The organism is Mesorhizobium sp. M6A.T.Cr.TU.017.01.1.1 (assembly GCF_004023115.1).
In the GTDB taxonomy this organism is placed as follows: domain Bacteria; phylum Pseudomonadota; class Alphaproteobacteria; order Rhizobiales; family Rhizobiaceae; genus Mesorhizobium; species Mesorhizobium mediterraneum.
Window position 1 is genome coordinate 1 of the sequence record NZ_RZTA01000093.1, and the last position, 26368, is coordinate 26368.

A 26368-nucleotide genomic window follows, 5' to 3' on the forward strand; every position below is an offset into this window, starting at 1 on the left:
GAGCTTGTCGGGCGACACGTTCATGGCGGCGGCGACTTCGGCCACCTCTTCCTCGGTCTTGGGCAGGAATTCGTGCAGCGGCGGATCGAGCAGCCGGATCGTCACCGGCAGGCCGGCCATGATCTCGAACAGTTCGAGGAAATCCGAGCGCTGCATGGGCAAGAGTTTTGCGAGCGCCGTTCGCCGGCCCTTTTCCGTTTCGGCCAGGATCATCTCGCGCATGGCGACGATACGGTCGCCGTCGAAGAACATGTGCTCGGTGCGGCAAAGCCCGATGCCTTCGGCGCCGAAGGAGCGCGCCATGCGCGCGTCGAGCGGCGTTTCGGCGTTGGTGCGCACCTTCATACGGCGCACGGAATCGGCCCATTCCATGATGGCGGCGAAATCGCCCGAGAGTTCCGGCTGCAGCATCGGCACGGCGCCTTTCAGCACCTGGCCGTTGCCGCCGTCGATGGTGATGATGTCACCTTTGCGCAACGTCGACCCCATCGCCGTCAGCGTGCCGGCCCTGTAGTCGACGCGCAGCGAGCCCGCGCCCGACACACAAGGCTTGCCCATGCCGCGCGCCACCACCGCGGCGTGGCTGGTCATGCCGCCACGCGTGGTCAGGATACCTTCCGCCGCATGCATGCCGTGGATGTCTTCGGGACTGGTCTCGATGCGCACGAGGATCGCCTTGCGGCCTTGCGTCTTGAGCTCCTCAGCGTCGTTGGAGGAAAAGACGATCTCGCCGGTGGCAGCACCCGGAGAAGCTGGCAGGCCGATGCCGATCACATCGCGCGCGGCCTCCGGATCGATGGTCGGATGCAGCAACTGGTCGAGCGAGGCCGGATCGATGCGGGCGACGGCCTCTTCTTTCGAAATGAGCTTATCCTGCGCCATTTCGACGGCGATTCTGAGCGCGGCCTTGGCGGTACGCTTGCCGGACCTCGTCTGCAGCATCCATAATTTGCCGCGCTCGATGGTGAATTCAAGATCCTGCATGTCGCGGTAGTGCTTTTCCAGACGGTCTGAGATGGTGACGAACGACTGGAACGCATCCGGCATCAGCTTCTGCAGCGACGGCTTGTCGGAGCCTGCGGCAATGCGCGCCGCCTCGGTGATGTTTTGCGGCGTGCGAATGCCGGCAACGACATCCTCGCCCTGCGCATTCACCAGGAATTCGCCATAGAGCATCTTTTCGCCGGTTGACGGATTGCGGGTAAAAGCGACACCTGTGGCCGAAGTTTCACCCATATTGCCGAAGACCATGGCCTGGACGTTGACCGCCGTGCCCCAGCTTTCGGGAATGTCGTGCAGGCGCCGATAGGTGATGGCGCGGCTGTTCATCCAGCTCGAAAACACGGCGCCGATCGCACCCCAGAGCTGCTCGTTCGGATCCTGCGGAAACGGCTTGCCGAGTTCCTCCTCGACCTTGGCCTTGTAGAGTGCAATCACGCCCTGCCATTCGATGGCGGTCAGTTCGGTGTCGAGCTCATGGCCGAGCCCGCCCTTCTGGTCTTCGAGGATTTCCTCGAACACCTCATGGTCGAGGCCCATGACAACATCGGAATACATCTGGATGAAACGCCGGTAGCTGTCATAGGCAAAGCGCGCATCGCCTGAATCGGCGGCCAGCGCCTCGACCGTCTCGTCGTTCAGACCGAGATTGAGCACGGTGTCCATCATGCCAGGCATGGAAGCGCGGGCACCGGAACGCACCGACACCAAAAGCAGTTTCGAGGGATCGCCGAAACGGCGCCCGGTCAGCCGGCCGATATGATCGAGGGCGACCGCGACATCCGCTTCCAGCGAGGCCGGATAGCAGCACTCATTGGCGTAGTAGGCACTGCAGACCTCCGTGGTGATGGTGAAGCCCGGCGGCACGGGCAGGCCTAGACTGCACATTTCGGCGAGATTGGCACCCTTGCCGCCCAGGAGGTTCCTATCGCCGGCACGGCCTTCCGCGGCGCCGTCGCCAAAGGTGTAGACCCATTTGGTCATGCTTGCTCTCCGGTTGCAGGAGATTGAAAAGATTGACGAAGCCGAAGTTCCGCCGTGTCCCTATCCGAGCGATATGATGCTGCAGTGCGAAAGGCAAGCGTCGGCAAAGCCAGCCGGCTTCTACAATCGATTAAGAAAAAGCGATGGCAAAAAGACTTGCGGCTTAGTGGTCACCAAAGTAGAACATAGTAGGAACACGAGGTGGCGCCATGAGACTGACCGGAAAACTCGATTATCTGGAAATGCCGGCAACTGGTGGAACGCTGGACAGGCTGAAGGCTTTCTACAGCGCCGCCTTTTCCTGGTCATTCACCGACTATGGGCCTACCTATTCGGCCTTTTCGGAAGGTCTTGATGGAGGCTTCCAGGCTGATGCCGGCGAAGCGCCCGCCAAGCCGCTTCCGGTGCTTTATTCCGAGGACCTGGAAAAAATCCTGAGCGCCGTCGAAAATGCCGGCGGCACGATCGTCAAGCCGATCTTTTCGTTCCCTGGTGGCAGGCGGTTCCATTTCGTCGATCCGGCCGGCAACGAAATGGCCGTCTGGGGCGAGTAGACGCCATGGCCTGACAGCAGGGGATAATGTCCGAACTCCTATCTGCGGGAACCGATGGATCAGTTCCGCGCACCGCTATTCTCGGCATTGAGCTTTCCGTCGGCTCGTCCTATAAGGCCGCGCGCAACGGGCATGTTCCCGCTGCTGGGGCGTAGCCAAGTGGTAAGGCATCGGTTTTTGGTACCGACAATCCCAGGTTCGAATCCTGGCGCCCCAGCCATCGCTCACAGGTCCGTTCCGGACACATGTGCAGCAGCCACTTCGTAATGCCGGCACGCTACGTCGATGCCAACTTGACAGCCTCGTCGCCAATGCCCATCAGGACCATGTCACGACCAAAGCTTGCGATGAACGCAGCAGCGAACAGATGGCTAGGCCCGAACGAATGACAACAATCTGCCAGAGCGCCGGGCTCAAGGGCGCTGTTGGATCTCTGCAACGGAGCTCTAGTCATGCAGGGAATTGAAGAGCTGCTTTGTGCTACCTTACGTGGCGAAAATCCGACTTGGCCGGAATACGGCGACAATAATTTCGCGGCCCGCTTCATCGAGCGAAGTGCTTATCACGGGGTACAGGCGTTACTTCATCACTATATTGCAGATCGCGAACGCGTTGACATGGGTTGGCCGGAAGTTATCCTGGCTACTTGTCGTCAGCAGGCCACTGCTCAAGCATTGTGGGAGATGCGCCACCAGTACATGCTGAAACAAGTACTGGAGCGGCTAGCGGCTATTGGAATCCATCCAATTCTGTTCAAAGGCACGGCCTTAGCCTACAGTGTCTATCCGACGTCTTTCCTGCGTACAAGAGGTGACACGGACCTCCTCGTACCGTCGGACACGCGTGATCGGGTAGCCAAAGCGTTAGAGGCCCTGGGGTTTCGTGAGTTGGGAACAAGAGCGGATGTCATCCGCGGCCAGACGAGCTATAGCTGGACAGACCCCGCCTCCAATCAGGAACACACCCTCGATTTGCATTGGCGGATCACCAATTCCACACTCCTGTCAAATCTGTTCTCGTATGAAGAATTGCGCTCCGCGGCCCGGCCACTGCCGAACTTGAGCGCGAATGCCCTCGCAGCTGATCCAGTGCACGCGCTCGTGCTCGCCTGCATGCATCGAGCGGTCCACAAACACGCTTTGTATTATGTCGATGGCGTGGAATATTATGGCGGCGATCGACTGATCTGGCTTTACGATATTCAGGTTCTGTTTTCGATGCTATCGCCGTCGCAACGCAATGAGTTTGTGAAATTTGCCGAGCGTAAAGGACTGCGGGCGGCCTGCCTGGACGGCATCGAGGCGACCCGAGCCCGTTTTCGTACCACTATGCCCGAAGCCGTGTCTGACGCGCTTTCCCGTCCTGGACCGACAGAACCCGCGTCGAGCTATCTTAGCGGATCCAGGGTGAACCGAATATGGATGGACTTCCAGGCCGCGAGAGGCGTACGGAACAAGTCCGGTTTTCTGGCCGAACTCCTCTTCCCGCCCGCAATTCATATGCGGCAAAAATATCGCCAGGCAAACACATCCTGGCTACCTTGGCTCTACTTACGCCGGGCCACGGCCGGGTTTTTAAAGTACTTACACACCCCGAACAGGTGACTGCTATCTGCGGGTATGATCCCGCAAAATCGTAAGAAAATCTACCGCGATTGATGATGCAGCCTGGCTATTGGTGTCTTCTCCAGCAGATCATATCGATCTATCTCTTGTGGAACTATGAACAGATTATCGAAAATTAGCGAGACAAACATTCTGCTGAATTTAGCGGCACCTTATCGCCTGGCGTTGGCCGCTGGTCTGGTATTAATGCTATGCGAAAGCGCTGCTTTATTGGTTATGCCTTGGCTTGGTGGCAGGCTTGCTGAAACGTTTCTCCAAGAACGCGCAAGCAGCAGCACAATCGACATTCAGGTACTTTTTCTAGGAGCACTGGCGCTGTTCGCGGTTCAGGCTGTTTTAAAATTCAGCAATATATACCTGATTGGTGGGACGACTACACAAATACTGGCGGACTTGAAAATTCGAATTTACGACCACCTTCAGGCCTTACCGCTTGCTTTCTCCCATCGGCGGCGTCACGGCGATACGCTCGCGCTACTCACCCATGATGTGCACGTCGTGAGCGATTACATCAGCGGCACCGCACTTGCTGCCCTGCCGCTCTTTTTCACCGTCAGTGGGGCATTGGCTTTAATGTTCCGAATTGATTCTCTTCTCGCCATGTCCGCTGCAATCATGATTCCTTTGCTCTATCTACTGCTTAAAATTTTCGGACGGCGCATGCGGCCATTGGCGCTCCAACTTCAGGAGGAGCACGCCATTGCCATCGCCATTGCTGAGGAAAACCTCGGCATGCTTCCCGCCATCAAGACCTTCACGCGCGAACAGCAAGAATCGCAACGTTATCGGAGCCAAATCGAGCGCGTCGTCAGCCTGAGCGCCAAGGAGCGCGCTATCCACGCCGCATTGGGGCCGGGCGTTCAGCTTGTGACGGCGACCGCGGTCGTTCTTATGCTTTGGTTGGCCCAAGGGCAAATTGGCGATGGGGCTCTCACTGTGCCTCAATTGGTGAGTTTTCTCCTCTACGCCCAAGTCATGGCTCGACCCATGGCGGGGCTCGCAGACGTCTATGGACAGACCCAGCGCGCGCGCGGAGCGCTGAGCCGGCTCGCAACAGCCTTGGCCGAAGAGCCTGAGCCGAGCTGGCATGCGGGCAAGCAGATGGGAAAAATAAACGGCGACATCGAATTCCGTGGTGTCACGTTCGCTTACCCGGGGCGTGAGCCTGCATTGAGGTGCCTCGATCTATCCGTCGCCGCGGGCGAGACAATAGCAATCATAGGTCCCAACGGCGCAGGAAAGAGCACTGTGGCGCATTTGCTTATGCGATTGCATGAGCCTTCCAAGGGAAGCATCTTCATCGATGGCGTGGATATTTCCACGGTCTCCTTGCATAGCCTGCGCAGCCAGATAGGGGTTGTGCCTCAGCACGTGTTACTGTTCAACGCCACCGTCCGCGACAACATCGCATATGGGCGGCCTGAGCCCACACAGGATGAGGTCGAGGCAGCAGCACGGTCGGCCCGCGCGCATGATTTCATCATGCAATTGCCGCAGGGCTACCGGACGCCGATCGGCGATCGGGGCGTGCGGCTGTCCGGAGGGCAACAGCAGCGGCTGGCGTTGGCTCGGGCGCTGTTGAAAGATCCGCCGATTCTAATACTCGATGAAGCTACCGCTATGTTCGACCCGGAAGGGGAGCGCGAGTTCTTGCAGGCATGCGTCGATGTGCTGCGACAGAGGACAGTGCTTTTGATAACCCACCGGCCGGCGAGCCTGGCACTGGCTGATCGGGTGTTCAAGCTGGATGACGGCATCACGACAAGCGCCGAGTAAGTCCAGCCTCACCGTCACCCAGGCCGGCTCAACTGAACTCGGTGCTTCGGATCAGGCTACGCGCACCTGCTGCTAGACATACAAATTTATACACTCATGCCTCTTCAATCTTGATCAGCCCCTGGCGTTCGAGCGTTTGCAACAAGCTGAATACGTCTTTCTCCAAGGGCGCAGGCTCGACCTCGTACTCGTCGAGCATGGTTCGGCAGATTTCGCCGACGGTTTTTCCTTCGGACAGTAGTATCCAGATACGTGCTCCGACCGTGTCCAGCCCAAAATACGTTCCGCTGGCGAGGTCCAGGATCACTGTCTCATTGCCCACCTGTCGCGCCATCACTTGCGCCGGAATCGCCACTCTGTCAGTCAAATTCATGCCTGTTCACCCACCTTAAACGCGTGTTTCACAATGGCCTGCCTGACCCGCGGCAGGTCTTCAAAGCGACGGGGATAATCCAGGCGGTAAAAAATTGCTTGCCCAGCCAGGGAGGACAATTCATCGAAATGGGCGGCAAGCAGTTCGTGTGCCTCAATCTCGAGTAAGAAAGAATGCTTCATTAGTTCCATCAGAGCTTCGCGCCCGGTCATACCCTCGAACACCGCTTCTTGCTGGACACCCTCGCCAAGAAAATACACCCGGCGCAAGCGCCGGGGTTGTCCGCAGAAAACGATGTCATCGCCCGCAAGAAAGCGCGCCTTCGATGTGAATTGCACCGGGGGCGCTTTCCGTACACCATCCTTGCCGACCAAGGCTTCCTCACTGTCTCCCCATAGCCGGATCGAAGGATGGCTCGGCATAATCTGAAACCCACCGTCGCAAGGCTCTACCAGCAGCCCGTCATCCGTCAGGAAGCGGAACCCGTCGGTTGCAAAGCTTGCCGCCAGCGTGGACTTGCCTCGGCCTGACTCGCCGATAAATGCGATGCCCTCGCCGCTGATTTCGACCGCGCTGCCGTGCAAAACCAGCTTCCCCTGTTTGCTGAGCGCCAGGGGCAAAACCTGATTCAGATAAAGATGCTGAATGGTCGCGCCGGAGACTCCCTGCACCGGCCATGCTTGGATCTGTCCGCCATCTTGACTCAGCTGGAAATCCGCCAGTTCGGGAAAACGCAGCAGGTAGGCTCCCCCGATGCGGTAGAAATCCGTCCACAAAGTTCCGTCTGGGAAAACCCACTGGTGAAACAAGGTGGCGTCAAGTGGCATTTGAGGGCGGGCGTCCGCCACCTGAAAGTCCACCGTCATTCCGTGTCCTTGCCCAGCACCTGGGCGACAAATCGCGCTGTTTCTTCCACGGAAGGGAACAAGCCGGGGTGTTCGCGCAGCACGGCTTCTTCAACCTGCCTGACCGTCCTTTGACCGTCGCAAAGTCCTAGCACGATCATTCTTGCCTGCCCCTGGCAATTGGGTCGGGGCACATGCGCGGGATTCCGTGTGATGATCTCGGCCGGCGTCCGCAACTCGCCCTGCCAGGTCGAATGGCTGAATTTCCGCCCTCCGGACGCGATTTCAACTTCCCACGCGATAACCGAATCCGTCGGGCGCGCCATCACCCTCGCCCTCACCACATCGCCGGATTTTACCTCGACGGCTTCGCCGATGGGCAGGAAAGCCTGAGAGCGTTTGATTGGACGATCGGCAAGCGGCGAGTTCGTCAACCACACCCCTTCGGCCAACTCACAATCGAACCAGCCGCCGAGTCCGTGCACAACGCCATCGCGCTCTATGCGCAACTCCGCATCCCAGGAGAAAAAGTCCGGATTGTCTTCACGAAAATCGATGCCGCCCAGTTCAGCGGGGGCGCCAAGCAATTCTTCCCGCTGAAGATTGACCGCATACTTGGTGTTGACGGCGTATTGGCCCACCCAATGGAATTCGCTGGGTACGCCCTCTCGTCGCCACCCGTCGGCCAAGCCGTAACTGGTTTCCGATTCCACTGCGGCGAGTTGAAGCCTGAGCCTGGCGGGAATCAATGCCCCCCCTGGCTTCAGGAAACGCCGCCTGGCGTCCGCGAGGTATTCGATGATACCGGCATCAAAGCCGAAGTAGCCGACTTGATCGCAGATCACCACATCAACCCGTTCGGGCAGGTTGGCCCGCGCAGAGTAGTCCCCCATGAAAATCACCTGGCCACCCCATCCCGCGCGAACGAAGGATTCCCGCGCGACCTCGATCATGGCGGTTGAGTCGATGGCGTAGACACGGGCCGCGCCCGCCTGCAAGCACAACAGCCCCAGGATCCCGGTGCCACAACCGAGATCCGTGATGTAATCCCCATGTTTGACGACTTGGGCGACAGCGGACTTGAACTGTTCAAGCCTTACCGAATCGCCGACATACCCCAAGTGTTCCTGCAGCGCGGAACTCGACATTCCCCCGCAAGGCTCAGTGAATAGAGGAGTGCCGTATCCTCAGCATTCCGTAGTCCACCCTCTTGTAACCGTCAGGATGAACGCTTACGGCTTCCGGCATCACCGTCTCGACCTCGTCGGCCATTACACCAAACTGCCTGCCAAGGCCCCACTGCTCGCGGTATTCAGGCTTGTAGTCGAACAGATAGAGGCCGATTCCAAGCGAATGGGTGCCAATACGGACGACGTTCTCTTTGGCGCGCGGGTCGGACACCATACTCATACCGGCGGGGCCCCCATCTAGCCCGCTTCCGGTACCGCCTCTTGTTATCGCGCTTACGGAACCGTAGATCTGCAGTGTGGGAGTCGAATAGGGCGCCTTGTTTACCTCAGCAGCTTTGTTCTCAACGGTGAGGTGGGATGGCGTCTGCTGGTCGTTCAGATTGCTTTTCATTAACTCGGCCCTTTACGCTGACTGGGAAATCTCTCAGGAAACCGTCAGATGAACTATCTGGACGTTCTCGGTGGCTTTTGAACAAGATTTTACCTTGCCACCAAGCGAAAACGGGCACAACCCTGACGGGCAGCATTCGTCGAAAATTTAACCGATGTGACGATCAAATTATCTAACGGTACGCTACACGGCTTCAACGGTACGTTACTTGGCATCGATTAACAGTACGTTATATGACCCATTAACAGTCCCCTATATACGTTACATGACATCCATAAATTCCCCACAAAATCCATTTCGGCATGCCGGCCTGCGGATTGTCTCGATAAGCCCGGAATAGCCGGGCCATCCCGTCCCGATCAACCCAGGTGCTACGCTCATCGGGAATCGTCTCGGTCAATATGGCTTGCATCCGGTCCAGATGCTCACGGAGCACTATTGAAAATTCTGCCTTGCTTTTCCGTTCGAGAATCCGCTTCGGCAGGAGATTCTTCAAAGCCTGGATATGGATATATTTGGTTCTGTCTCCACGCAGACGCAGCCTCTCGGGTAGCGAAAACGCATACTGAACGAGTTTGGGGTCGTCGAGCGGGTATCGCATTTCGATCCCGCAATGGGCGCTCATGCAATCAAGGTCCTCCATCGCCTGGGCATCATAAGCATCGTATAGAGCCTCAAGTAGCGCCCTCTGGCCGACGCTGCGCACTCGCCGATGGTGTGATGGGGGAATAAGCTCGCGACGCATCCGGATCACTTCCCCCATCCGCGGCGAGAGCCAGTAGCAGGCTTTGCTGGTCCCGCTCCCGCGCATCCTACGAACCAGGCGGCGGAGACCCTCCTGGAGAGCGATTGGCAGTAGCGGGAAAAACCCCTGCCGTATGAGCCAACTCACCGCCTGTCGCGCGCCGAATGCCGTCGCGTCGGTTTTGAGGCAGTCATAGAGCGTACGCAAATGCACTTGCGCCAGTGCCTCTGCGTAATACGCCCGGGAACCTTCCAGCCATTGATCTCCTCCGTGACCGCCTAGCGTCACGCGGCTCCCGTGCGCAACGGTTTGCTGCCATAGGCCAGCCTGCATTGACAGGTTCGGAAACCCCGGAAACTGCCGGCCGGACCGGGCGCGTTCCGCAAACCATGAAAGAGGCATCCTGGAAGGGGGAGTCTCATGAATCCGGAGCCCTAAATACCCGCCCACGGCCCGTGCGTAGGGGAGTTCGCTGGCATCGCCTTCCTCCTCCGTGAAGCCAAGCGTGTAGCCATTTATGCCGTGCGTGAGCAGTCTGTTCGAGCGGCGCAGGTGTTCCGCCACACAAAACACCGCCGAGGAGTCGAGCCCGCCGCTCACCTCAATGGCGACCGGCCGATGCGACCGGGATGAACGCCTGACGCACTCAAACAGTAATTCGCGATAATGCTCAATGTATTCTTCGTCCTTGCGAAACGGCAACATCGCCCAAAGATTCGGTTCCCAGTATTGTTCGAGTCGCGGCCCCTGGTTCCCGGCTACCATTTGATGTGCTGCAATCAAGCGCAGGATACCGTTCCATAGAGTCTCGTCCCTGGAATACCATTCCGCCGCCAGCATTTCGGCCAACATGCCTTCGTTGGGTTCCTGCTTCATCCAAGGCAGCGCAAGGATCGCTTGCAACTCTGAGGCGAAGGCCAGGGTTTTGCCGTCCCAATGGTAATAGAAAGGCTTGTTGCCCATGCGGTCGCGGGCGCAAAAGGCCTCTTGTCGCCGCGCATCCCAGATTGCCAGTGCGAAATCGCCGTCGATATGCGGCAAACATTCCCGCCCCCAAATCTGATAGGCTCTCAGCACCAGTTCAGCATCCGAGCGATCTCGAAGTACGGCGCCGCGCACCAGCAGTTCCCCCCGCAGTTCCTCCCAGTTGTCCACCCGCCCGTCCATGACCAGGACAAGGCTTGCATCCTCATTCGTCAGCGGCTGGGTTTCTTCCAGCGACTCTGGCGTGGTGCGAAGCATGCATTGGCCGAGCCCGATGGAGCCCTTCACCCAATGGTGGATGCCATCCGGGCCCCGGTGCGCCATGGCCGTGGTCATTTTTTCCACTAACCCGGGTTCGACCGGCTTACCGTCAAAATGAATTATCCCGGCGATGCCGCTCATATCATCCCCATGGCATCAACCAAAATTGCGCTTGAATGCGGCAAAGCGCTCGCCAACATCGACCGTATCGTTAAGAACCTTGCCCCGGTATTCGACCCAGGCATGGGCTTCAAATTTGCCATCAGCCTTACGCGTGCCGATGCGCAGTTCTCCTTCGATGCCTTGCCGGCGCAGCAAAAACCAAAGCGTCATTGAGCGCTTCAGGCAGTTGCCGGAATAGGAACCACGATACGCGGCGATGGATACCAGACGAGCGGTCTCTTGTGCCTGCCCATAAAAATCGGTCTCCCCGCCCATTGATTGAAGCCGGTCGGGGTTGCAAACCGCAACCGGAACGTTTGAAGGCGGCGGCGATTCACGAAGCGTGAGTGACGGATTTGCAACTCCCCTCACGCTTCGAAGGTCGCAAATCCAGATCAGTATAATTCTTGCACGTCGGAAACCAAACATCTGCAATACCATTGCAGTGAATGGCAGCAGCAACATTGCAGCGATCACTGTCCTGCGTTGTGCGGCCTTCAGGGCCAGAAATTTTTTCAATCGATTGGTCACTAGCGCCTGCGTTCGGTTGACAACTGATCTGATCGCTAATTGTAACCGCTTGCGCTCGGGTGACTACCCTCTATCATCACGCCATTTGATTGGCTGACGCATCACCTCCGATAGTGTTGTGCTTCCGGTGTGGTTAACAATCCGTCGCCGGCGCGCGAGGTCCATGTTCGCTATGCTGATGTGCCAGCCTTCTCGATTCGGCAGCGAGGGTTGTTTTCGTCGGCCGGCGAAAGGTCCCTGTATCGCATATCAGTTCATTGGCCATACGATCATTAGCATCGGCACAGCAACAATGACGACGAGGAACGATAGCGGCAGCCCCAGGCGTGGATAATCGCTGAAACGGTAGCCGCCCGGCCCCATGACGAGCGTGTTGCACTGGTGGCCTATCGGGGTGAGAAAATCGCAGCCGGCGCCAATGGCGACTGCCATTAGAAATGCTTCCGGCCTGTAGCCGAGATCGCCGGCAAATGCGGCGGCGATGGGCGCCATGACAAGAACGGTGGCGGCATTGTTGAGGAATGGCGTAACGGCCATGGCGGCGACAAGGATGAGCATCAATGCGCCGGGCGCCGGAAGAATGGTTCCCAATTTGGCAAGCTCGCCGGCAATTACTCCCGTCCCCCCTGTGCTGCGTAGCGAATCGCTCACAGGAATGAGAACGGCGAGCATGAGGAGGATTGGGCCATCCAGCGATTGGTAGACCTCCCGGACCGGGATGACCTTGAAAAGCACCATCCCGACCGCGGCGGCAAAGAAAGCGACGGAGACCGGGAGCAGCCCAAACGCTGTCGCCACAATGGCGAGAGCAAGGATCATTACCGGCACGATCCCCTTGCGGACACTACCAAGCAGGATAGCCCTTTCTGCCAGCGGCAGGCAGCCGAGTTCACGCAGTATCTCGGGTATCGTCGCTGCATTTCCCTGCAGCACGACGACGTCGCCGAGCCTTAGCTCGATTTCGGCCAGCCTGCGGTCGAGGCGCTCGCCGCGACGGCTGACGGCCAGGAGGTTGACGTTGAACCGGTCGTAAAGGGCAAGGCGCTGGGCTGTCCAGCCGATCAAGGAGGAGCTTTCACCGATTACGGCTTCGATGGCTACCATCTCGCTGGTGGTGTCGCCACCGCCGACCCTATTGCCCGTGACGCTGAGCTTGCCCTGGGAGACAAGGCGATCCAGCGCCTCTGGGTCGCCTTCGAGCAGCAGAATGTCGTTCACCTTGAGGACAGCATCGGGCAGCGGCGTCATCCGCATAGTCCGATTGCGCAGAATCGACGTCACGATAGCATCGCCGCCGGAAAGCTTCATGAGGTCTGCGACGGTTTTCCCGAGCACCGTGGAATCGCTGACAATTCGAGCCTCTGTCAGGTAATTCTTGATGTCGATGGCTTCATTCAGCGACCCGCCGAGCTTTTCGCGCACCGGTAACAGCCAATAGAAAAACAGCAGGAAGATCGTTCCGGCGGCGGCCAGGGCAGCTCCAACAGGTGTGAAGTCGAACATCGTGAAGGCGGTTCCGGTCAGTTCCTCCCGCACACGGGACACAACGATATTGGGAGATGTCCCCACCTGCGTCATGAGTCCGCCGAGCAGTGACCCGAACGCCATAGGCATCAGGAATATCGAGGGTGAAATACTCGACCGGCGCGCGAACTGGAAGGCGATCGGAATCATGATAGCGAGCGCACCGATATTCTTAACAAAGGCAGACAGGATCGTGACCACGATCACCAACAGCGCCACTTGCGACCGAACGCCCGATAAATTCGGAGCAAAGCGCTTGATGGCGACTTCCATGATGCCCGAGCGTGCTATGCCCGCGCTCACCAACAGGGCACTGCCGACAATGATCACGATATCGTCGCTGAACCCGCTGAAGGCTTCGTCAAAAGGCACAATGCCAACCGCGAGTGCAAGCAACAGTGCCGCGGCTGCGACCAGATCATATCGATATCGACCCCAAACGAACGCTGCCATCATCACGAAGGTAACGGCGAACGACAGAATTTGCGGCGTAGTCATGTCTTCGGATGCCCCGCCGCTAATACGGCTGATCAGAACGGCCAATCCGCCCTTTAGTTGCTTTCGCTGATCACGGCTTTGCTAGCACGCTTCTGAATGCTGAACTTCCATGCTTGCCGATAAGCTCGTGCCGAGTCCTGGCTCTTGGGGGCCATGATCCCGGTTGCGTTGCATCATGGTGCGCGATCGGTCAGCGCGCTCGCACCTTCCTCCGCGGCGCAATGGGCGCAACAGTAGATGATGTCATCTTGTTCGACGCCATGTCCGATGATCCGGCATCCGCAATGCGGGCACATCGGAGCGAGTTTCTGGATCGCGCATTCGAAGCTGTCGAACGTATAGGTTTCCTCCGCTAGCTTCACTTCGAAAGCCTTGTCATAGTCATTCCCGCACTGGTCGCATCTGGCCATAGCTCTTTTCCTTCTTCATTGGCTCAAGCTCGACCAACCCGCCGCATCGCGATAGGTTCCCGTCAGGGTCGTAGAGCAGGAGACGAGCGCGCGCCGGCATCACGCGCGCCGTTCGATCAAGCGGATCACCTCGTCGATGTCCCGCGGCTCGATGTCGAGTTCCTTCAGGCCCGGCGCGCCAATTGCTGCCACATTGTCGTGCCGCATAAGATCGACCTGGTTGCGCGTTATGGGCGCGGCCGGAAGGAGTTCCGCGAGGCCAGCCAAGGCGTCCCACGCCGCAAAGGGGACCGGCATCAGCCTGATGTGGGTGTCGAGTTGCCGGGCGACCTCCCGCAGCAGCTCCGTATAGGTGTAGATGCGCGGGCCACCGAATTCGAATATGAATGAACCCTTGTGGTTTCGCCCGTCGATCAGCCGGCTCACTGCTTCCGCGACGTCTGCCACATAGACCGGCTGAAGCCGTGTGCCGCCGTCGCCGAACAGCGGATAGACCGGCAGGAGGCGTATCAGCCTCACAATGGTCGTGAGGAAAACGTCGTCAGGTCCGGTCATGACGGCGGGACGCACAATGAAAGCGCCGGGAAATGCGCTCGCCACGGCGATTTCTCCCTGCCCACGTGCCCTAATATAATTCGAATCCGATTGAGGATCGGAGCCAATCCCCGAAATCTGGACGAACTGGTCGACCTCGCCATCGCGCGACGCGGCGGCGAGATCAGCGGCGGCTACCACATGCACCCGTTCAAATGTCTGGGCGCCCTGCTCGACATAAAGGCTGACAGCATTCACGATCGCCTGTGATCCGGCAATGGCCGAGCCGATCGAGGACGCATCCAATATATCCGCCTCGACGGCTTCGGGCATCCTGGCAGTCGAGGAAAAAACTTGGCTTACGCGAGCCGGGTGGCGGGATGCGGCGCGGACCGTAAAACCCCTTTCCAGGAGCCGCTTCACGATCCTGCGCCCGAGAAAGCCTGTTCCGCCGAACACGGTGACGATCCGTTTTGTGTTGAGATCGTCGGGATCCATTTGCCTCGCCATCCCTTCTTCGCGTGCCTGCCGCGAGGATTGTCCTTGGCCGGCGTATGAACCAGCCTCATCGAACGTCAGGACGGTTGGAGAACAACGCAAGAAAGCTTTTTGTTCCAGTCAGCGCTGGTTTATCGAGGCACGGCCGATATCGCTGTGGCGCCTCGTGCATCACCGTCCGTTCGCCCGTTGGCGAGTGTTTTTGACGCTGAGTTGCTTTATCCGTGTTATCAAAACCAGGTCGGGGCACTGCAGCGTCGAAATTGACAGATCACCACTTGCAAATCGGTCGTCGCTGTCTTTTGCTCGCGCGACAGTTGTCCAATGACTGTTGAATGGTTGGCGAACGGATGAACAAAATCGATCGGCGACGGCCAGAGTCCGAAATGGACGCCACCCTAAATGCCGCGCGGCTTGGAACGCGGTTGCGCCTCGCCCGCCAGACACGGGGCATGACGCTGAAGACGCTGGCGACAGCTGCCAACTGCTCTGAAAGCCTTTTATCCAAGATCGAGAACGGCAAGGCTTCGCCATCCCTGCCTATGCTTCACCGCCTGGTCGAAGTTCTCGAGACCAACATCGGCTGGATGTTCGAACAGGTCGACGACGACGAGGCGATCGTGTTCCGCGCAGGCGCGCGGCCATTGATCTCGCTCGACGCGCTAAGGCGCGGCGAGGGCATCTCGCTCGAACGTATTATTCCGTATTCGTCCGGCCACCTGCTGCAGTGCAATATCCATCATATCGAGGCAGACGGCGAGAGCGAAGGTCCCATCCAGCATGTCGGCGAGGAAGTCGGCTATGTGCTCGCCGGCCGGATCAAGCTGATCGTCGATGGCAAGAGCCATGATCTCGCCACTGGCGATGCATTCGTGTTCAGGTCGGAGTTGCCGCACCATTACCGCAACATCGGCAAGGAGAGAGCCAGCATTTTCTGGGTCAACACGCCGGCGACCTTCTGACCTGCGCACGAGTTCAAAGGAGTTGACAAACATTCAAGTCTCTTGAATGTTTGTCTCGTGCCTGTAGCACCAATGGGACCAGCCGAACAGGTTTGGCCCGCAAGCAAGGGGAACCGTAAATGCGTCCGTTCAAACTTCTCGTCCGTTGCGCCGCCGTCATCGCCATTTGCTCGACGGCAATGGGATCGGCGTTCGCCGATACGTTCGCTCTCGTCAACATCAACCAGCAGGCCCTCTTCTTCAACCAGATCAACGAGGGCGCGCAGAAAGCGGCCGACGCCGCCGGCGCCAAGCTGGTCATCTTCAATGCCAACAACGTGCCGAGCGCGCAAAATGACGCGATCGAGAACTACATCACACAGAAAGTCGACGGCATCATTTTGGTCGCCATCGACGTGAACGGCGTCAAGCCTGCAATCACCGCCGCGAAGGCGGCCGGCATCCCCGTGATCGCCATCGACGCGCAGATCCCCGACGGCGACAACGTTGCGTTCATCGGAGTCGACAACGCCAAGGCCGGCGAAGATATCGGCAAGTTCTACGCCGACTATGTGAAGTCCGAGATGGGCGGCACCGCGAAGATCGGTATTGTCGGCGCGCTCAATTCGTTCATCCAGAACCAGCGGCTCGACGGTTTCAAGAAGGCGGTCACGGACAGCGGCTTGGCGATCACGTTCCTCGACACGGTCGACGGCCAGAACGTTCAGGAGACCGCGATGAGCGCTTCGGAGAATTTGATGACCGCCAATCCGGACATGACGACGCTATATGCGACCGGCGAGCCGGCGTTGCTCGGCGCTGTTTCGGCCGTAACCAGCCAAGGCCGCACCGGCGACGTCAAGGTGTTCGGCTGGGACCTGACCAAGCAGGTCATTCAGGGCATTGACGATGGTTGGGTGGCGGCGGTCGTCCAGCAGGATCCAGCCGGTGAAGGCAAGGCCGCTGTCGAAGCATTGACCAAGCTCAAGAAGGGCGAAACGGTCGAGCCGATCATCAATATTCCGGTGACGATCGTGACCAAGGACAATGTCGAGCAATACCGCGCGATGTTCCAGTAAACTGCATCGATGACCGGTCCGCGGCGCCGCTTGAGGCTACGCCGCGGACGCTTTGCAAATCCGGTGGATCCAAGATGAGCAGTGGCGAGACCTATCGGGTGCGGATGAGCGGTATCTCAAAGCGCTACAACGCCATCCAGACGCTCGATGACGTGTCGCTGGTGCTGAGGCCGGGCGAAGTCCTGGGGCTGGTCGGCGACAATGGCGCGGGAAAGTCAACGTTGAGCAAGGTGCTGTCGGGGGCGGTGGTTCCCGATGCCGGCACGATCGAGATCGATGGCATGCCGGTGACCTTCAACTCGCCAGCAGACTCGCGCGCAGCGCGCGTCGAGATGGTCTATCAGGATCTGTCACTCTGCGACACGGTCGATGTCGCCGGCAATCTCTTTCTCGGCCGCGAGCCGCGCCGCCGCATCGCCGGCATTTCCTTTCTCGACAAGAAGCGCATGCACGAGCAAACGCGCCAGATGCTCGACCGACTCGGCATCGTTATCGCCGACACGCGGCTCAAGGTCGAAAACCTGTCCGGCGGACAGCGGCAGTCGATCGCGATCGGCCGCGCCGCCTCGTTCGAGCCGTCCGTGCTGATTATGGATGAGCCAACGGCAGCGCTTGCCGTCGCCGAGGTCGAGGCTGTGCTGGACCTGATCCGCACCGTGAGCGCCCGCGGCGTCAGCGTCATTCTGATCACCCACCGCCTGCAGGATCTGTTCCTCGTATGCGACCGCATTCAGGTCATGTACGAAGGACGCAACGTCGCCGAGCGGCTGATCGGCGAAACCAATATCGAGGATGTCGTCAACCTGATCGTGGGCCGCAAGTTCAACGCTCGTTCCGCCAACAACGCCCATCGCGATGGAGCATCAGCATGAGCGAGGTGACTTCGACCCACTCCGCTCAGTCTCGGAGGGTCCGCGAAGGCACATGGCGAGATGCGGTGCTCGCCAATGGCAGTGTCGTGTCGATTGCGCTGTTCTTTCTGGCCGTTTGCGTCATCTTCTCGGTGGCGACGGACGCCTTTTTGACGTCGCCCAATCTGCTGAACATCCTGCGTCAGTCGGCGCCATTGCTGATCGTCGCCGCAGCGATGACCTTCGTCATCACCACGGGTGGCATCGACCTTTCGGTCGGCTCCGTGCTGGCACTGGTGGCAACGTTGTCGGCAACACTGCTGCAGCTGGGCTTGCCATGGCCTGTGGTCATCATCGCCATGCTTGCGCTGGGCGCCTTGCTTGGCGCGATACAAGGCTATTTCGTGGCTTATGAGGGCATCCCGGCCTTCATCGTCACGCTTGCCGGGCTTTCGGTGATCCGTGGCGTGGCGCTGCTGATCACCGGCGGCTACTCCATCCCTATCGAGCCGGGAAGCCCTTTCACGGTGCTGGGCCGCGCCTGGCTCCTTGGCGTGCCGGCGCCGGCGCTGATCGCGCTGGCGATCCTCGCGATCGCCTATATCGCCTTCAACGAGACGCCGTTCGGCCGCTACGTGACCGGCATCGGCGCCAACGCCGAAGCGGTTAGGCGCGCCGGCGTGAACACGCGGCTGACGACGCTTTTCGTTTACGTGATTTCCGCGGCCGCGGCAGCGCTTGCGGGGATCATCATTGCTGCCCGGCTCGGATCCGGGTCCTCGAATGCCGGGCAAGGCTTTGAGCTCGAAGTGATCGCTGCCGTCGTGCTTGGCGGCACCAGCCTGTTCGGCGGCCGCGGAACGATCGTCGGCACGGTGCTCGGCGCGCTTACCGTGGCCGTCATCGGCAACGGCCTGATCCTGGCGCATCTGTCGCCCTTCCTGACGCCGATCGTGACCGGAACGATCATCCTGATCGCCATCTGGCTGAACTTCCGCCTGTTCCGCGGCGCCATGCGGAGCCGCTGAGCCTATGAGTGATCTCTTCGATGACGCGGCTCCCAGGAAGCGGCTGGCGATCGGGGTCGAAACCGGCCATGTGATGACCGTGCTCGGCCCCGTTCCGGTCGAAGAAATGGGCATTACGCTGATGCACGAGCACATATTGCTCGACGGCGCGCGCACCTGGAAATGTCCCTGTCATCCCGACGACCTGGCGCTCGCCGAGCAGCCGGTTAACATCGAGATCATCGGCGAATTGCGCATGAACCCTTACGTCAACCGCGACAATGTTTCGCTCGACGACAGTGATCTCGCGCTATCGGAGCTGCAGCGCTATCGTGCGCTCGGCGGGCACACCGTCGTCGACGCGACCAATATCGGCATCGGCCGCGAGCCGGAAAAACTCGCCCGCATCGGCCGCGTGTCCGGACTGAAGATCGTCATGGGCACCGGCTTCTATCTTGAGCACACCCATCCCGAATGGCTGAAGACCATGGATGTCGACGCAGTGACCGAGTTCATCGTCGACGACGTCGGCGGCGGCGAGACGCAGCCGCCGATCCTGGCCGGCCTGATCGGCGAGGTCGGCGTCAGCAAGGATTTTACCGCCGAGGAACGAAAGTCGCTGCGCGCTTCGGCGCGGGCCTCGCGCATCACGGGCGTGCCACTATCGATCCACCTGCCGGGCTGGGAGCGGCTGGCGCACGAGGTCCTCGATGTCGTCGAGGCCGAGGGCGCCGATCTCCGCCACACCGTGCTGTGCCATATGAATCCGAGCCACAACGATCTCGACTACCAGACAAGCCTCGCCCGGCGCGGCGCATTCCTTGAATACGATATGATCGGCATGGACTATTATTATGCCGATCAGGACGCGCAGTCGCCCTCAGACGAAGAGAACGCGCGGGCAATTGCGGCACTTATCGAGGCCGGCTTCGGCGACCGCCTGCTGCTGTCGCAGGATGTGTTCCTCAAGATCATGCTGACCCGCTTCGGCGGTTTCGGCTACGGCTATATCCTGAAGCATTTCATACCGCGCCTGAAACGGCATGGCGTCGAGCGGCCAGCCATCGACCGCATGCTGATCGCCAATCCGAAGGCCGTGTTCTCGCGGCAGAATTAAGCGCAGACTTACGGCTTACACTTACGACGGAGTTCAAATGTCCAAGAAAAAGATCCTGCTTGCCGGTGAATCCTGGGTGTCGACCGCGACCCATATCAAGGGTTTCGACCAGTTTCCGACGGTCACCTATCACACCGGCGCGGACGAATTGCTGACGGCCCTGAAGGCGACCGACTTCGACGTGACCTTCATGCCGGCGCATGAGGCACAGCGCAGCTTTCCGCAAACGATGGAGGCGCTTTCGGCCTATGACGCGGTGGTGCTCTCCGACATCGGCGCCAATACGCTGCTTCTGCATCCCGACACCTGGGTCCACTCGAAGCCGACGCCGAACCGCTTGCGCCTGCTGCGCGACTACGTGCGCGATGGCGGCGGGCTTTTGATGTTCGGCGGCTACTATAGCTTCCAAGGCATCAATGGCGGCGCGCGTTACCGCAAGACGCCGGTCGAGGAGGTCCTGCCGGTGAACTGCCTCGCGTTCGACGACCGCGTCGAGGTGCCGGAAGGTTTTTCGCCTATGCCGCAAGCCTCGTCCAGCCATCCCATCCTGAAGGGTCTCGGTGCGGATTGGCCGATCCTGCTCGGCTTCAACGAGGTGACGCTGAAGGACGGGGCGGAAGTTCTGGCGACCGTGTCGTCGGACTACGGATCGCTGCCGCTGCTCGTCACCGGCCACTATGGCAGGGGCCGCACTGTGGCCTGGACATCCGATGTCGGGCCGCATTGGCTGCCACCGGAGTTCATCGCCTGGAAAGGCTACAAAACCCTGTTCGAACAGATGCTGAGCTGGGCGACCGGCGAGAGCTGAGCGATGCACGTCCACGTCGTGGGCAATGCCTGTGTCGACACGATGTTTCGCGTCGGCCGCTTCCCTGCCGCCGGCGAGACTTTAAACGCCAGCAGCTACGCCGACGGCCTCGGCGGCAAGGGCGCAAACCAGTCGGTTGCGGCCGCGCGCACGGGTGCTGCGGTGACGTTTTGGACGGCGCTCGGCAAGGACCGCGCAGGCGCATGGATCAGGAGCCGCCTCGACAGGGAGTTGTCTGACCTCGAGGCGAGCGAATTTGACCTGCCAAGCGACCGCTCGACTATCGTCATTGAGGCTAGCGGCGAGAATTTCATCGTCAGCGGTGTCGCCTGCAGCGAGGCGTTCGATCCGATCGCGCAAACTGCGCTTGCCCGCCGGATCGCGTTTGGCGACATCCTTGTCTGCCAAGGAAACCTGCGAGCCGCCGCGATAAATGCCTGCCTGCGGGCAGCACGGCAAAATGGCGCGCGCACCGTCCTGAACGCCAGCCCTATCGATGCGGCGGCTCTGCCTGACTTCGGTCTGGCGCAGGTATTGGTGGTGAATCAGTCCGAGGCGAAAGCACTGACAGGCCAGGGTGATATGGCAGCCGCGGCCGACGCGCTCGCGGCCAAAGGCGCCGGGACAGTTGTGGTCACGCTTGGCGCTGAAGGTTGTCTCGTGCTTGGCCCGGACCAGGCAGGACCGCGTCGTTTGCCGGCGCCGCGCGTCGAAGCGCTCGACACCAGCGGTGCCGGCGATGTGTTCTGCGGCTGTCTGGCCGGCGGGCTTGCCAAGGGAATGTCGGTTATCTCAGCGCTGAAGTTCGCGCTCGCGGCGGCGGCAATTGCAGTGACTCGCCCGGGCACACTGATATCCTGTCCTTCCGCGTCTGAAATGGCGGCGCTCATCCATCAAACGGAGTTCTCATGACCCAACTCGGCCAATCAGGCGGCGACGCGCTCGTAGAACTTTTCGGCCGCACCAAGGTGGTGATCGGCGTCGTTCACCTTGCGCCGCTTCCTGGCGCGCCGCGCTTTGACGGCGAGGCGGTCGAGGCGATCTATCAGCGGGGCCTCGATGATGCGAGATCCTATCTCGATTGCGGATGTGACGGGGTGATCGTCGAGAATCATGGCGACATCCCCTTTGCCAAACCTGACGATATTGGGCCGGAGACAGCGGCCTATATGGCTGTTATCTCCGACCGTATTCGCCGCGAACTCGGCAAGCCGGTCGGCATTAATGTGCTCGCTAACGCCGCGATCCCGGCCCTTGCCATCGCCAGTGCCGCTGGCGCGGGCTTCATCCGCGTCAATCAATGGGCAAATGCCTATGTCGCCAACGAGGGTTTTGTCGAGGGGGAGTCGGGTCGCGCAGCACGCTACCGCGCCAAGCTGCGCGCCAACGGCATCCGCATTTTCGCTGATGCTCATGTCAAGCATGGCGCGCACGCGATCGTTGCCGACCGCCCGGTGGAGGAACTGGTCAAGGATCTGGTCTTCTTCGATGCCGATGCCATCATAGCGACCGGTCAGCGCACCGGGCACGCTGCGGATCTGAGCTACATCCGCATGATCAAAGAGGCTGCCGGCCTACCGACGCTGGTTGGCAGCGGCGTGACGCCCGACAATGCAAACGATATTCTTGGCATCGTCGATGGCGTCATCATCGCCAGCGCGCTGAAGCATGACGGCGTCTGGTGGAACCAGGTCGACCCCGCCAGAGTAAAGGCCTTCATGGCCGGGCTGAGGCGATGATCGAGCTGGGCTGGTTATGGCGCGAGGCTCAAGGCAACAAACCGGCCACGTCACAATGCAGACGACGGAGCCTCGGTGGGACGTGGCGCGTATCACCGGCAAGTTCTTCGGTATATGCTGACGCGCGGAGAACCCGGCGATGACGATACTCAGGCCGCCATCATCTTGTCGTTGATCCCGCAGCCCATTCCGACCGGTACCAGTCGACAAATTTCTTCAGCCCGTCTTCGATTGAAACGCTCGGCTTAAAGCCGAAATCGCGCTCCATGGCGGTCATGTCGGCATAGGTCCGCTCGACGTCGCTGCTTTGCATCGGCTCGCTGTGGCGGATCGCCTTCACACCGAGCAGTTTCTCCAGAGTGTCGATGAAATCGCCCAGCCGCACCGGCCGGTTGTTGCCGACATTGTAAACCCTGCTCGGCGGAACCTCGGCCACGGGCGGCTGGTCGAGCACGGCAACGACCGCCCTCACCACATCATCCACATAAGTGAAATCCCGCCACATCTCGCCATTGTTGAACACCCGGATCGGCTTGCCCTCGAGCATCGCCTTGGTGAATATCCAATAGGCCATATCGGGCCGGCCCCAGGGACCGTAGACGGTGAAAAACCGCAAGCCGGTCTGCGGCACCCCAAAGAGATGGGCGTAGGTATGGCTCATCAATTCATCTGACTTCTTGGTGGCGGCGTAGAGCGAGACGGGCCTGTCGACCTGATCGGTCTCGCTGAACGGCACCTTGCGGTTGCCCCCATAGACCGAGCTCGACGAGGCATAGACCAGATGCTCGAATGCGGGCTGCGCGCGACAGAATTCGAGCACTTCGAGATGGCCGACGACATTGGAACGGACATAGAGGCGCGGATTGTCGAGCGAATGGCGCACACCCGCCTGAGCAGCGAGATGGACAATCCTGGTTATGCCTTGCCCGGCCAAAGCGGTAGCGAGCGCGCCCTGTTCGGCGATCTCGATCTGATGAAATGAAAAATTCTTGTCAGGCTGAAGGCGGGCGAGCCGTCCTTTTTTCAGCGCCAGGTCGTAGTAGTCGTTCATGTTGTCGACGCCGACGACTGCTTCCCCCCTGTTCAGGAGGTAGTGGCAAACATGGCTGCCAATGAATCCCGCGGCTCCAGTGACAAGTATAGGCAACAAGGTTCTCCACGCATATGCCGGCACATGATCGCAAAATCGAGATCGATTTCGGAAAGGATCATGCACAACATCAAAATGCTACATCCGAATGAACGGAACCGACCGTTTCAGTTCGTGCTACAACCGAGAGTCCCTATAGCGCTACCGACAAGCGGTCTAGTCGACGCGTCAGCTCGCCTCGCGCAGGGCCTCTGCAGCCTGCAGGTCGACCGACACGAGCTGGCTCACGCCCTGCTCGGCCATGGTCACCCCGAACAGCCGGTTCATGCGGGCCATGGTAATCGGGTTGTGCGTGATGATGACGAAGCGCGTCTCGGTGGTGGCGGCCATTTCATCCATCAGATTGCAGAAACGCTCGACATTGTGATCGTCTAGCGGCGCGTCGACCTCGTCGAGCACGCAGATCGGCGCGGGATTGGTCAGGAACACGGCGAAGATCAGCGACATCGCCGTCAGCGCCTGCTCGCCGCCGGAAAGCAGCGTCATCGTCTGCGGCTTCTTGCCGGGCGGTCGCGCAAGGATTTCGAGACCAGCCTCGAGCGGATCGTCGGACTCGATCAGTTGCAGTTCCGCCGTGCCGCCGCCGAACAGATGCGAAAACAGCCGCTGGAAATGGCCATTGACCACGTCGAAGGCAGCCAGCAGCCGTTCGCGGCCTTCGCGATTCAAACTCTGGATCGCCTGCCGCAGCTTGCGAATGGCCTCGATGATGTCCTCGCGTTCGGAAACGATGGTCTCCAGCCGGTCGGACAGTTCCTTCTGTTCTTCCTCGGCGCGCAGATTGACGGCGCCCAGCCGTTCGCGCTCGATCTTCAGCCGGTCGAGCTGGCGCTCGATCTCGGTCATCTCCGGCATCGGGCTGTCGGCCTCCAGGCCGGTGTGGCGGATGACCAGATGCGGCGGCGTGTTCAGCGTCTCCTGGATGCGGGCCTCGACCTCGAGCCGTCTTTCGTCGGCTGCGGTCAACCGCTCTTCGGCGCGGACGCGCGTTTCGCGCGCTTCGGCCAACGACTGGATTGCTGATGTCGCGGCCTTGTCCAGTTCGGACTGCCGGTTCTCCGCCTCCTGCAAACGATCGCCGGCTGCCTGGCGCAGACTTTCGGCTTCGGCAAGCTGCGACAGCAAAGCGCGCCGCTTGGCGTCGATCTCATCGGGTGCGTCGGCCAGTCTTTCACGCTCGGCCTCGGCCTCGGCTTTGCGTTCGCCGAGTGCGGCGATCTGCGTCGAGGCGTTTTCGGCACGCGCCAGCCAGTTGCGGCGTTCCGCGCCGATGGCCTCAAGGCGGCGCGTTCGCGCTTCGGCTTCCCGCCTCAAGCCTTCATGGACGGCGCGTGCATCGGCAAGGGTGGCGCGGTCGCGAGCAACGTTGGCGGCCGACTGTTCGAGCTGCAACTGGAGATCACCGAGATCGGGAGCGCTTTGCAGCAGCATCTCCGCCTCGACGAAGGCCGCCGCCGTCTCTTCATGGCTGTCGACGATGCGCGCGCGCGCCTCGTCAAGTGCTGCGCGTCGGCTCGACAGCTCGCCGCCGGCCTTCTCGGCCTCGGCCAGCACGCTGCGGGCGGCGTCCAGCCCATGCTGGGCATCACGCCCGGCTTGACGGGCGTAGCGCTCGGCCTCGCTCGCCTGGGTAAGCGCCTGCTCGGCATGAGCGAGAGCCTCTTCGGCCTGGCGCAGGATGCGGATCGCGTCGACCGCCTCGGCGTCGAGTTCGGCCAGCCGGTTTTTCTGCGCCAGCCGCTGCGCGGCCGCGGTCGGCGCGTCGGCGCTGGCGGTGAACCCATCCCAACGCCAGAGCGCTCCTTCGCGGCTTACCAGCCGTTGCCCGGGGGCGAGCAGCGCCTGCAGCCGCTTTCCGTCGCCGGCCTCGACGATGCCGATCTGCGCCAATCGGCGGGCCAGTTGCGCCGGCGCGCGCACCATACTGGCAAGGCTCTTGATGCCTTCGGGCAGAGCGGCGTCGCCGGGCTGGACCTCGCTTTGGCCCCAATGCACCGGTGCGCTGCGGTCGAGCGGCACGTCGAGATCCTCACCGAGGGCCGCTCCCAGCGCCGTCTCGTAGCCGCGTTCGACGCTGATCTGCTCCAGGACGGAGGGGAAGAGGTCGCCGCTCGCAGCATTCAGGATCTTGGCCAGCGTGCGGGCCTCGGTTTCGATCCGCGCCAGCTCGGCCTTCGCATCCTGAACCGGCGGGCGGGCGGCGCTTTCCGCCGTACGCGCCTCGGCGACAGCCTGTTCGGCGGCAATCGCCGCGGCTTCGGTCTCCTCCAGCAGCGCCAGCGCCTGTTCGACCAGAAGCTGCTTTTCGGCGGGATCGGGCAGGCCGGCGACCCTGGAGGCGATGTCGGACAATTCCCGGTCGACATCGGCGAGCTGGCGGGCGAAACGGTCGCGGCGCTCAGCGGTATCGCGCAGCGTTCGCTCGATCTGGTTGCGGGAGGCGGCGGCCTCCGCCCGTTCGGCCGTCAGCCCGGCGAGTTTGGCTTCGCTCGCGGCAAGCGTCGACGCTGCCTGTTCGACCGCGGCGCGGGTACTGGCCTCGCGCTCGGCGGCGCCTGCATTCTCGGCATTGAGCGTGGCTTCTTCGGTGGCGAGGCGTTCGAGGATATCCGCATTGTCGCGGACCATCCGCTCCTCGCGAGTGATGTCGCCGTCGAGCTGCTGGAGGCGGCGGTCGAGTTCCACTTGGCGGGCGCGGATGCGGCCCGCTTCCTCCTCGATCTGCGTCTTGGCGATCGATAGGCGCTGGAAGGCGGCAGCGGCGGCGGCTTCCGCATCGCGCAGGTCCGGCA

The 26368-nt window shown here is 60.5% G+C and carries 23 protein-coding genes and 1 tRNA gene; 12 read left to right on the top strand and 12 right to left on the bottom strand.

The window, feature by feature from the left end; all coding sequences use genetic code 11:
* Nucleotides 1-1983: pyruvate, phosphate dikinase (ppdK, locus tag EOB36_RS24720; RefSeq protein WP_128285923.1), on the bottom strand; the 1983-nt coding region annotated here is incomplete at its 3' end.
* Between the two features lie 209 nt (nt 1984-2192).
* On the opposite strand from ppdK, the gene EOB36_RS24725 reads away from it, so the two are divergent.
* The 4 genes from EOB36_RS24725 to EOB36_RS24740 all read left to right on the top strand — a co-directional run bounded on the left by EOB36_RS24725 (nt 2193) and on the right by EOB36_RS24740 (nt 5938).
* A complete protein-coding gene (locus EOB36_RS24725) occupies nt 2193-2537 on the top strand; it encodes a VOC family protein (protein ID WP_127205508.1) in 345 nt (114 codons plus the stop codon).
* 145 nt (nt 2538-2682) lie between these two features.
* Nucleotides 2683-2757 (top strand) — tRNA-Gln (locus EOB36_RS24730).
* Between the two features lie 232 nt (nt 2758-2989).
* Nucleotides 2990-4141 (top strand): nucleotidyltransferase family protein, encoded by a 1152-nt coding sequence (locus EOB36_RS24735; protein ID WP_128285924.1) that lies wholly within the window; start codon nt 2990-2992, stop codon nt 4139-4141.
* A gap of 117 nt (nt 4142-4258) precedes the next feature.
* A complete protein-coding gene (locus tag EOB36_RS24740; protein WP_127205510.1) occupies nt 4259-5938 on the top strand; it encodes an ABC transporter ATP-binding protein in 1680 nt (559 codons plus the stop codon).
* A 94-nt stretch (nt 5939-6032) separates the two neighbouring features.
* On the opposite strand, the gene EOB36_RS24745 is transcribed toward EOB36_RS24740, so the two are convergent.
* From EOB36_RS24745 to EOB36_RS24785, 9 genes are all read right to left on the bottom strand, one after another.
* Nucleotides 6033-6311 carry a PqqD family protein gene (locus tag EOB36_RS24745; RefSeq protein WP_126103206.1) on the bottom strand — a complete coding sequence of 93 codons (279 nt, stop codon included), beginning with the start codon at nt 6309-6311 and terminating at the stop codon, nt 6033-6035.
* Complete coding sequence (locus EOB36_RS24750) at nt 6308-7177, bottom strand: hypothetical protein (RefSeq protein ID WP_127205511.1); 870 nt, start codon at nt 7175-7177, stop codon at nt 6308-6310. The genes EOB36_RS24745 and EOB36_RS24750 overlap by 4 nt, the downstream gene beginning before the upstream one ends.
* Nucleotides 7174-8304 (bottom strand): class I SAM-dependent methyltransferase, encoded by a 1131-nt coding sequence (locus EOB36_RS24755; RefSeq protein ID WP_128285925.1) that lies wholly within the window; start codon nt 8302-8304, stop codon nt 7174-7176. The genes EOB36_RS24750 and EOB36_RS24755 overlap by 4 nt, the downstream gene beginning before the upstream one ends.
* Nucleotides 8305-8317: 13 nt before the next feature.
* A complete protein-coding gene (locus EOB36_RS24760; protein ID WP_126103209.1) occupies nt 8318-8737 on the bottom strand; it encodes a tail fiber domain-containing protein in 420 nt (139 codons plus the stop codon).
* 241 nt (nt 8738-8978) lie between these two features.
* On the bottom strand, nt 8979-10868 hold the full coding sequence (gene asnB / locus EOB36_RS24765) for an asparagine synthase (glutamine-hydrolyzing) (RefSeq protein WP_127288641.1): 1890 nt from the start codon (nt 10866-10868) through the stop codon (nt 8979-8981).
* Between the two features lie 15 nt (nt 10869-10883).
* A complete protein-coding gene (locus EOB36_RS24770; protein WP_206637203.1) occupies nt 10884-11408 on the bottom strand; it encodes a lasso peptide biosynthesis B2 protein in 525 nt (174 codons plus the stop codon).
* A gap of 261 nt (nt 11409-11669) precedes the next feature.
* Nucleotides 11670-13442 (bottom strand): SLC13 family permease, encoded by a 1773-nt coding sequence (locus EOB36_RS24775; RefSeq protein WP_128285930.1) that lies wholly within the window; start codon nt 13440-13442, stop codon nt 11670-11672.
* A 173-nt stretch (nt 13443-13615) separates the two neighbouring features.
* Nucleotides 13616-13852 (bottom strand): hypothetical protein, encoded by a 237-nt coding sequence (locus EOB36_RS24780; RefSeq protein ID WP_127205514.1) that lies wholly within the window; start codon nt 13850-13852, stop codon nt 13616-13618.
* 99 nt (nt 13853-13951) lie between these two features.
* A complete protein-coding gene (locus tag EOB36_RS24785) occupies nt 13952-14884 on the bottom strand; it encodes a complex I NDUFA9 subunit family protein (protein WP_245467879.1) in 933 nt (310 codons plus the stop codon).
* 350 nt (nt 14885-15234) lie between these two features.
* Here EOB36_RS24785 and EOB36_RS24790 point away from each other — a divergent pair, with 350 nt between their 5' ends.
* The 8 genes from EOB36_RS24790 to EOB36_RS24825 all read left to right on the top strand — a co-directional run bounded on the left by EOB36_RS24790 (nt 15235) and on the right by EOB36_RS24825 (nt 22426).
* Nucleotides 15235-15846, top strand: coding sequence for a cupin domain-containing protein (locus EOB36_RS24790; protein WP_128285927.1), 612 nt, complete (start codon nt 15235-15237; stop codon nt 15844-15846).
* A gap of 119 nt (nt 15847-15965) precedes the next feature.
* Complete coding sequence (locus tag EOB36_RS24795) at nt 15966-16904, top strand: substrate-binding domain-containing protein (protein WP_127205517.1); 939 nt, start codon at nt 15966-15968, stop codon at nt 16902-16904.
* A 74-nt stretch (nt 16905-16978) separates the two neighbouring features.
* Nucleotides 16979-17776: an ATP-binding cassette domain-containing protein gene (locus EOB36_RS24800; protein WP_126103216.1), complete on the top strand. Its 798-nt coding sequence runs from the start codon at nt 16979-16981 to the stop codon at nt 17774-17776.
* Nucleotides 17773-18783, top strand: a complete 1011-nt coding sequence (locus tag EOB36_RS24805; protein WP_127288636.1) for an ABC transporter permease — start codon at nt 17773-17775, stop codon at nt 18781-18783. Before EOB36_RS24800 ends, EOB36_RS24805 begins: the two co-directional genes overlap by 4 nt.
* 4 nt (nt 18784-18787) lie before the next feature.
* Nucleotides 18788-19879: a phosphotriesterase gene (locus EOB36_RS24810; protein WP_126103218.1), complete on the top strand. Its 1092-nt coding sequence runs from the start codon at nt 18788-18790 to the stop codon at nt 19877-19879.
* A gap of 37 nt (nt 19880-19916) precedes the next feature.
* A complete protein-coding gene (locus EOB36_RS24815) occupies nt 19917-20687 on the top strand; it encodes a glutamine amidotransferase (RefSeq protein WP_095486149.1) in 771 nt (256 codons plus the stop codon).
* A 3-nt stretch (nt 20688-20690) separates the two neighbouring features.
* Nucleotides 20691-21599 (top strand): ribokinase, encoded by a 909-nt coding sequence (locus EOB36_RS24820; RefSeq protein WP_128285928.1) that lies wholly within the window; start codon nt 20691-20693, stop codon nt 21597-21599.
* Nucleotides 21596-22426, top strand: a complete 831-nt coding sequence (locus tag EOB36_RS24825) for a BtpA/SgcQ family protein (protein ID WP_095486151.1) — start codon at nt 21596-21598, stop codon at nt 22424-22426. Before EOB36_RS24820 ends, EOB36_RS24825 begins: the two co-directional genes overlap by 4 nt.
* Nucleotides 22427-22586: 160 nt before the next feature.
* On the opposite strand, the gene EOB36_RS24830 is transcribed toward EOB36_RS24825, so the two are convergent.
* Entirely contained in the window at nt 22587-23573 is a 987-nt protein-coding gene (locus EOB36_RS24830; protein ID WP_206637204.1) for an NAD-dependent epimerase/dehydratase family protein, read from the bottom strand.
* A gap of 171 nt (nt 23574-23744) precedes the next feature.
* On the bottom strand, nt 23745-26368 hold a 2624-nt coding region (locus tag EOB36_RS24835), incomplete at its 5' end, for a chromosome segregation SMC family protein (protein ID WP_164897606.1).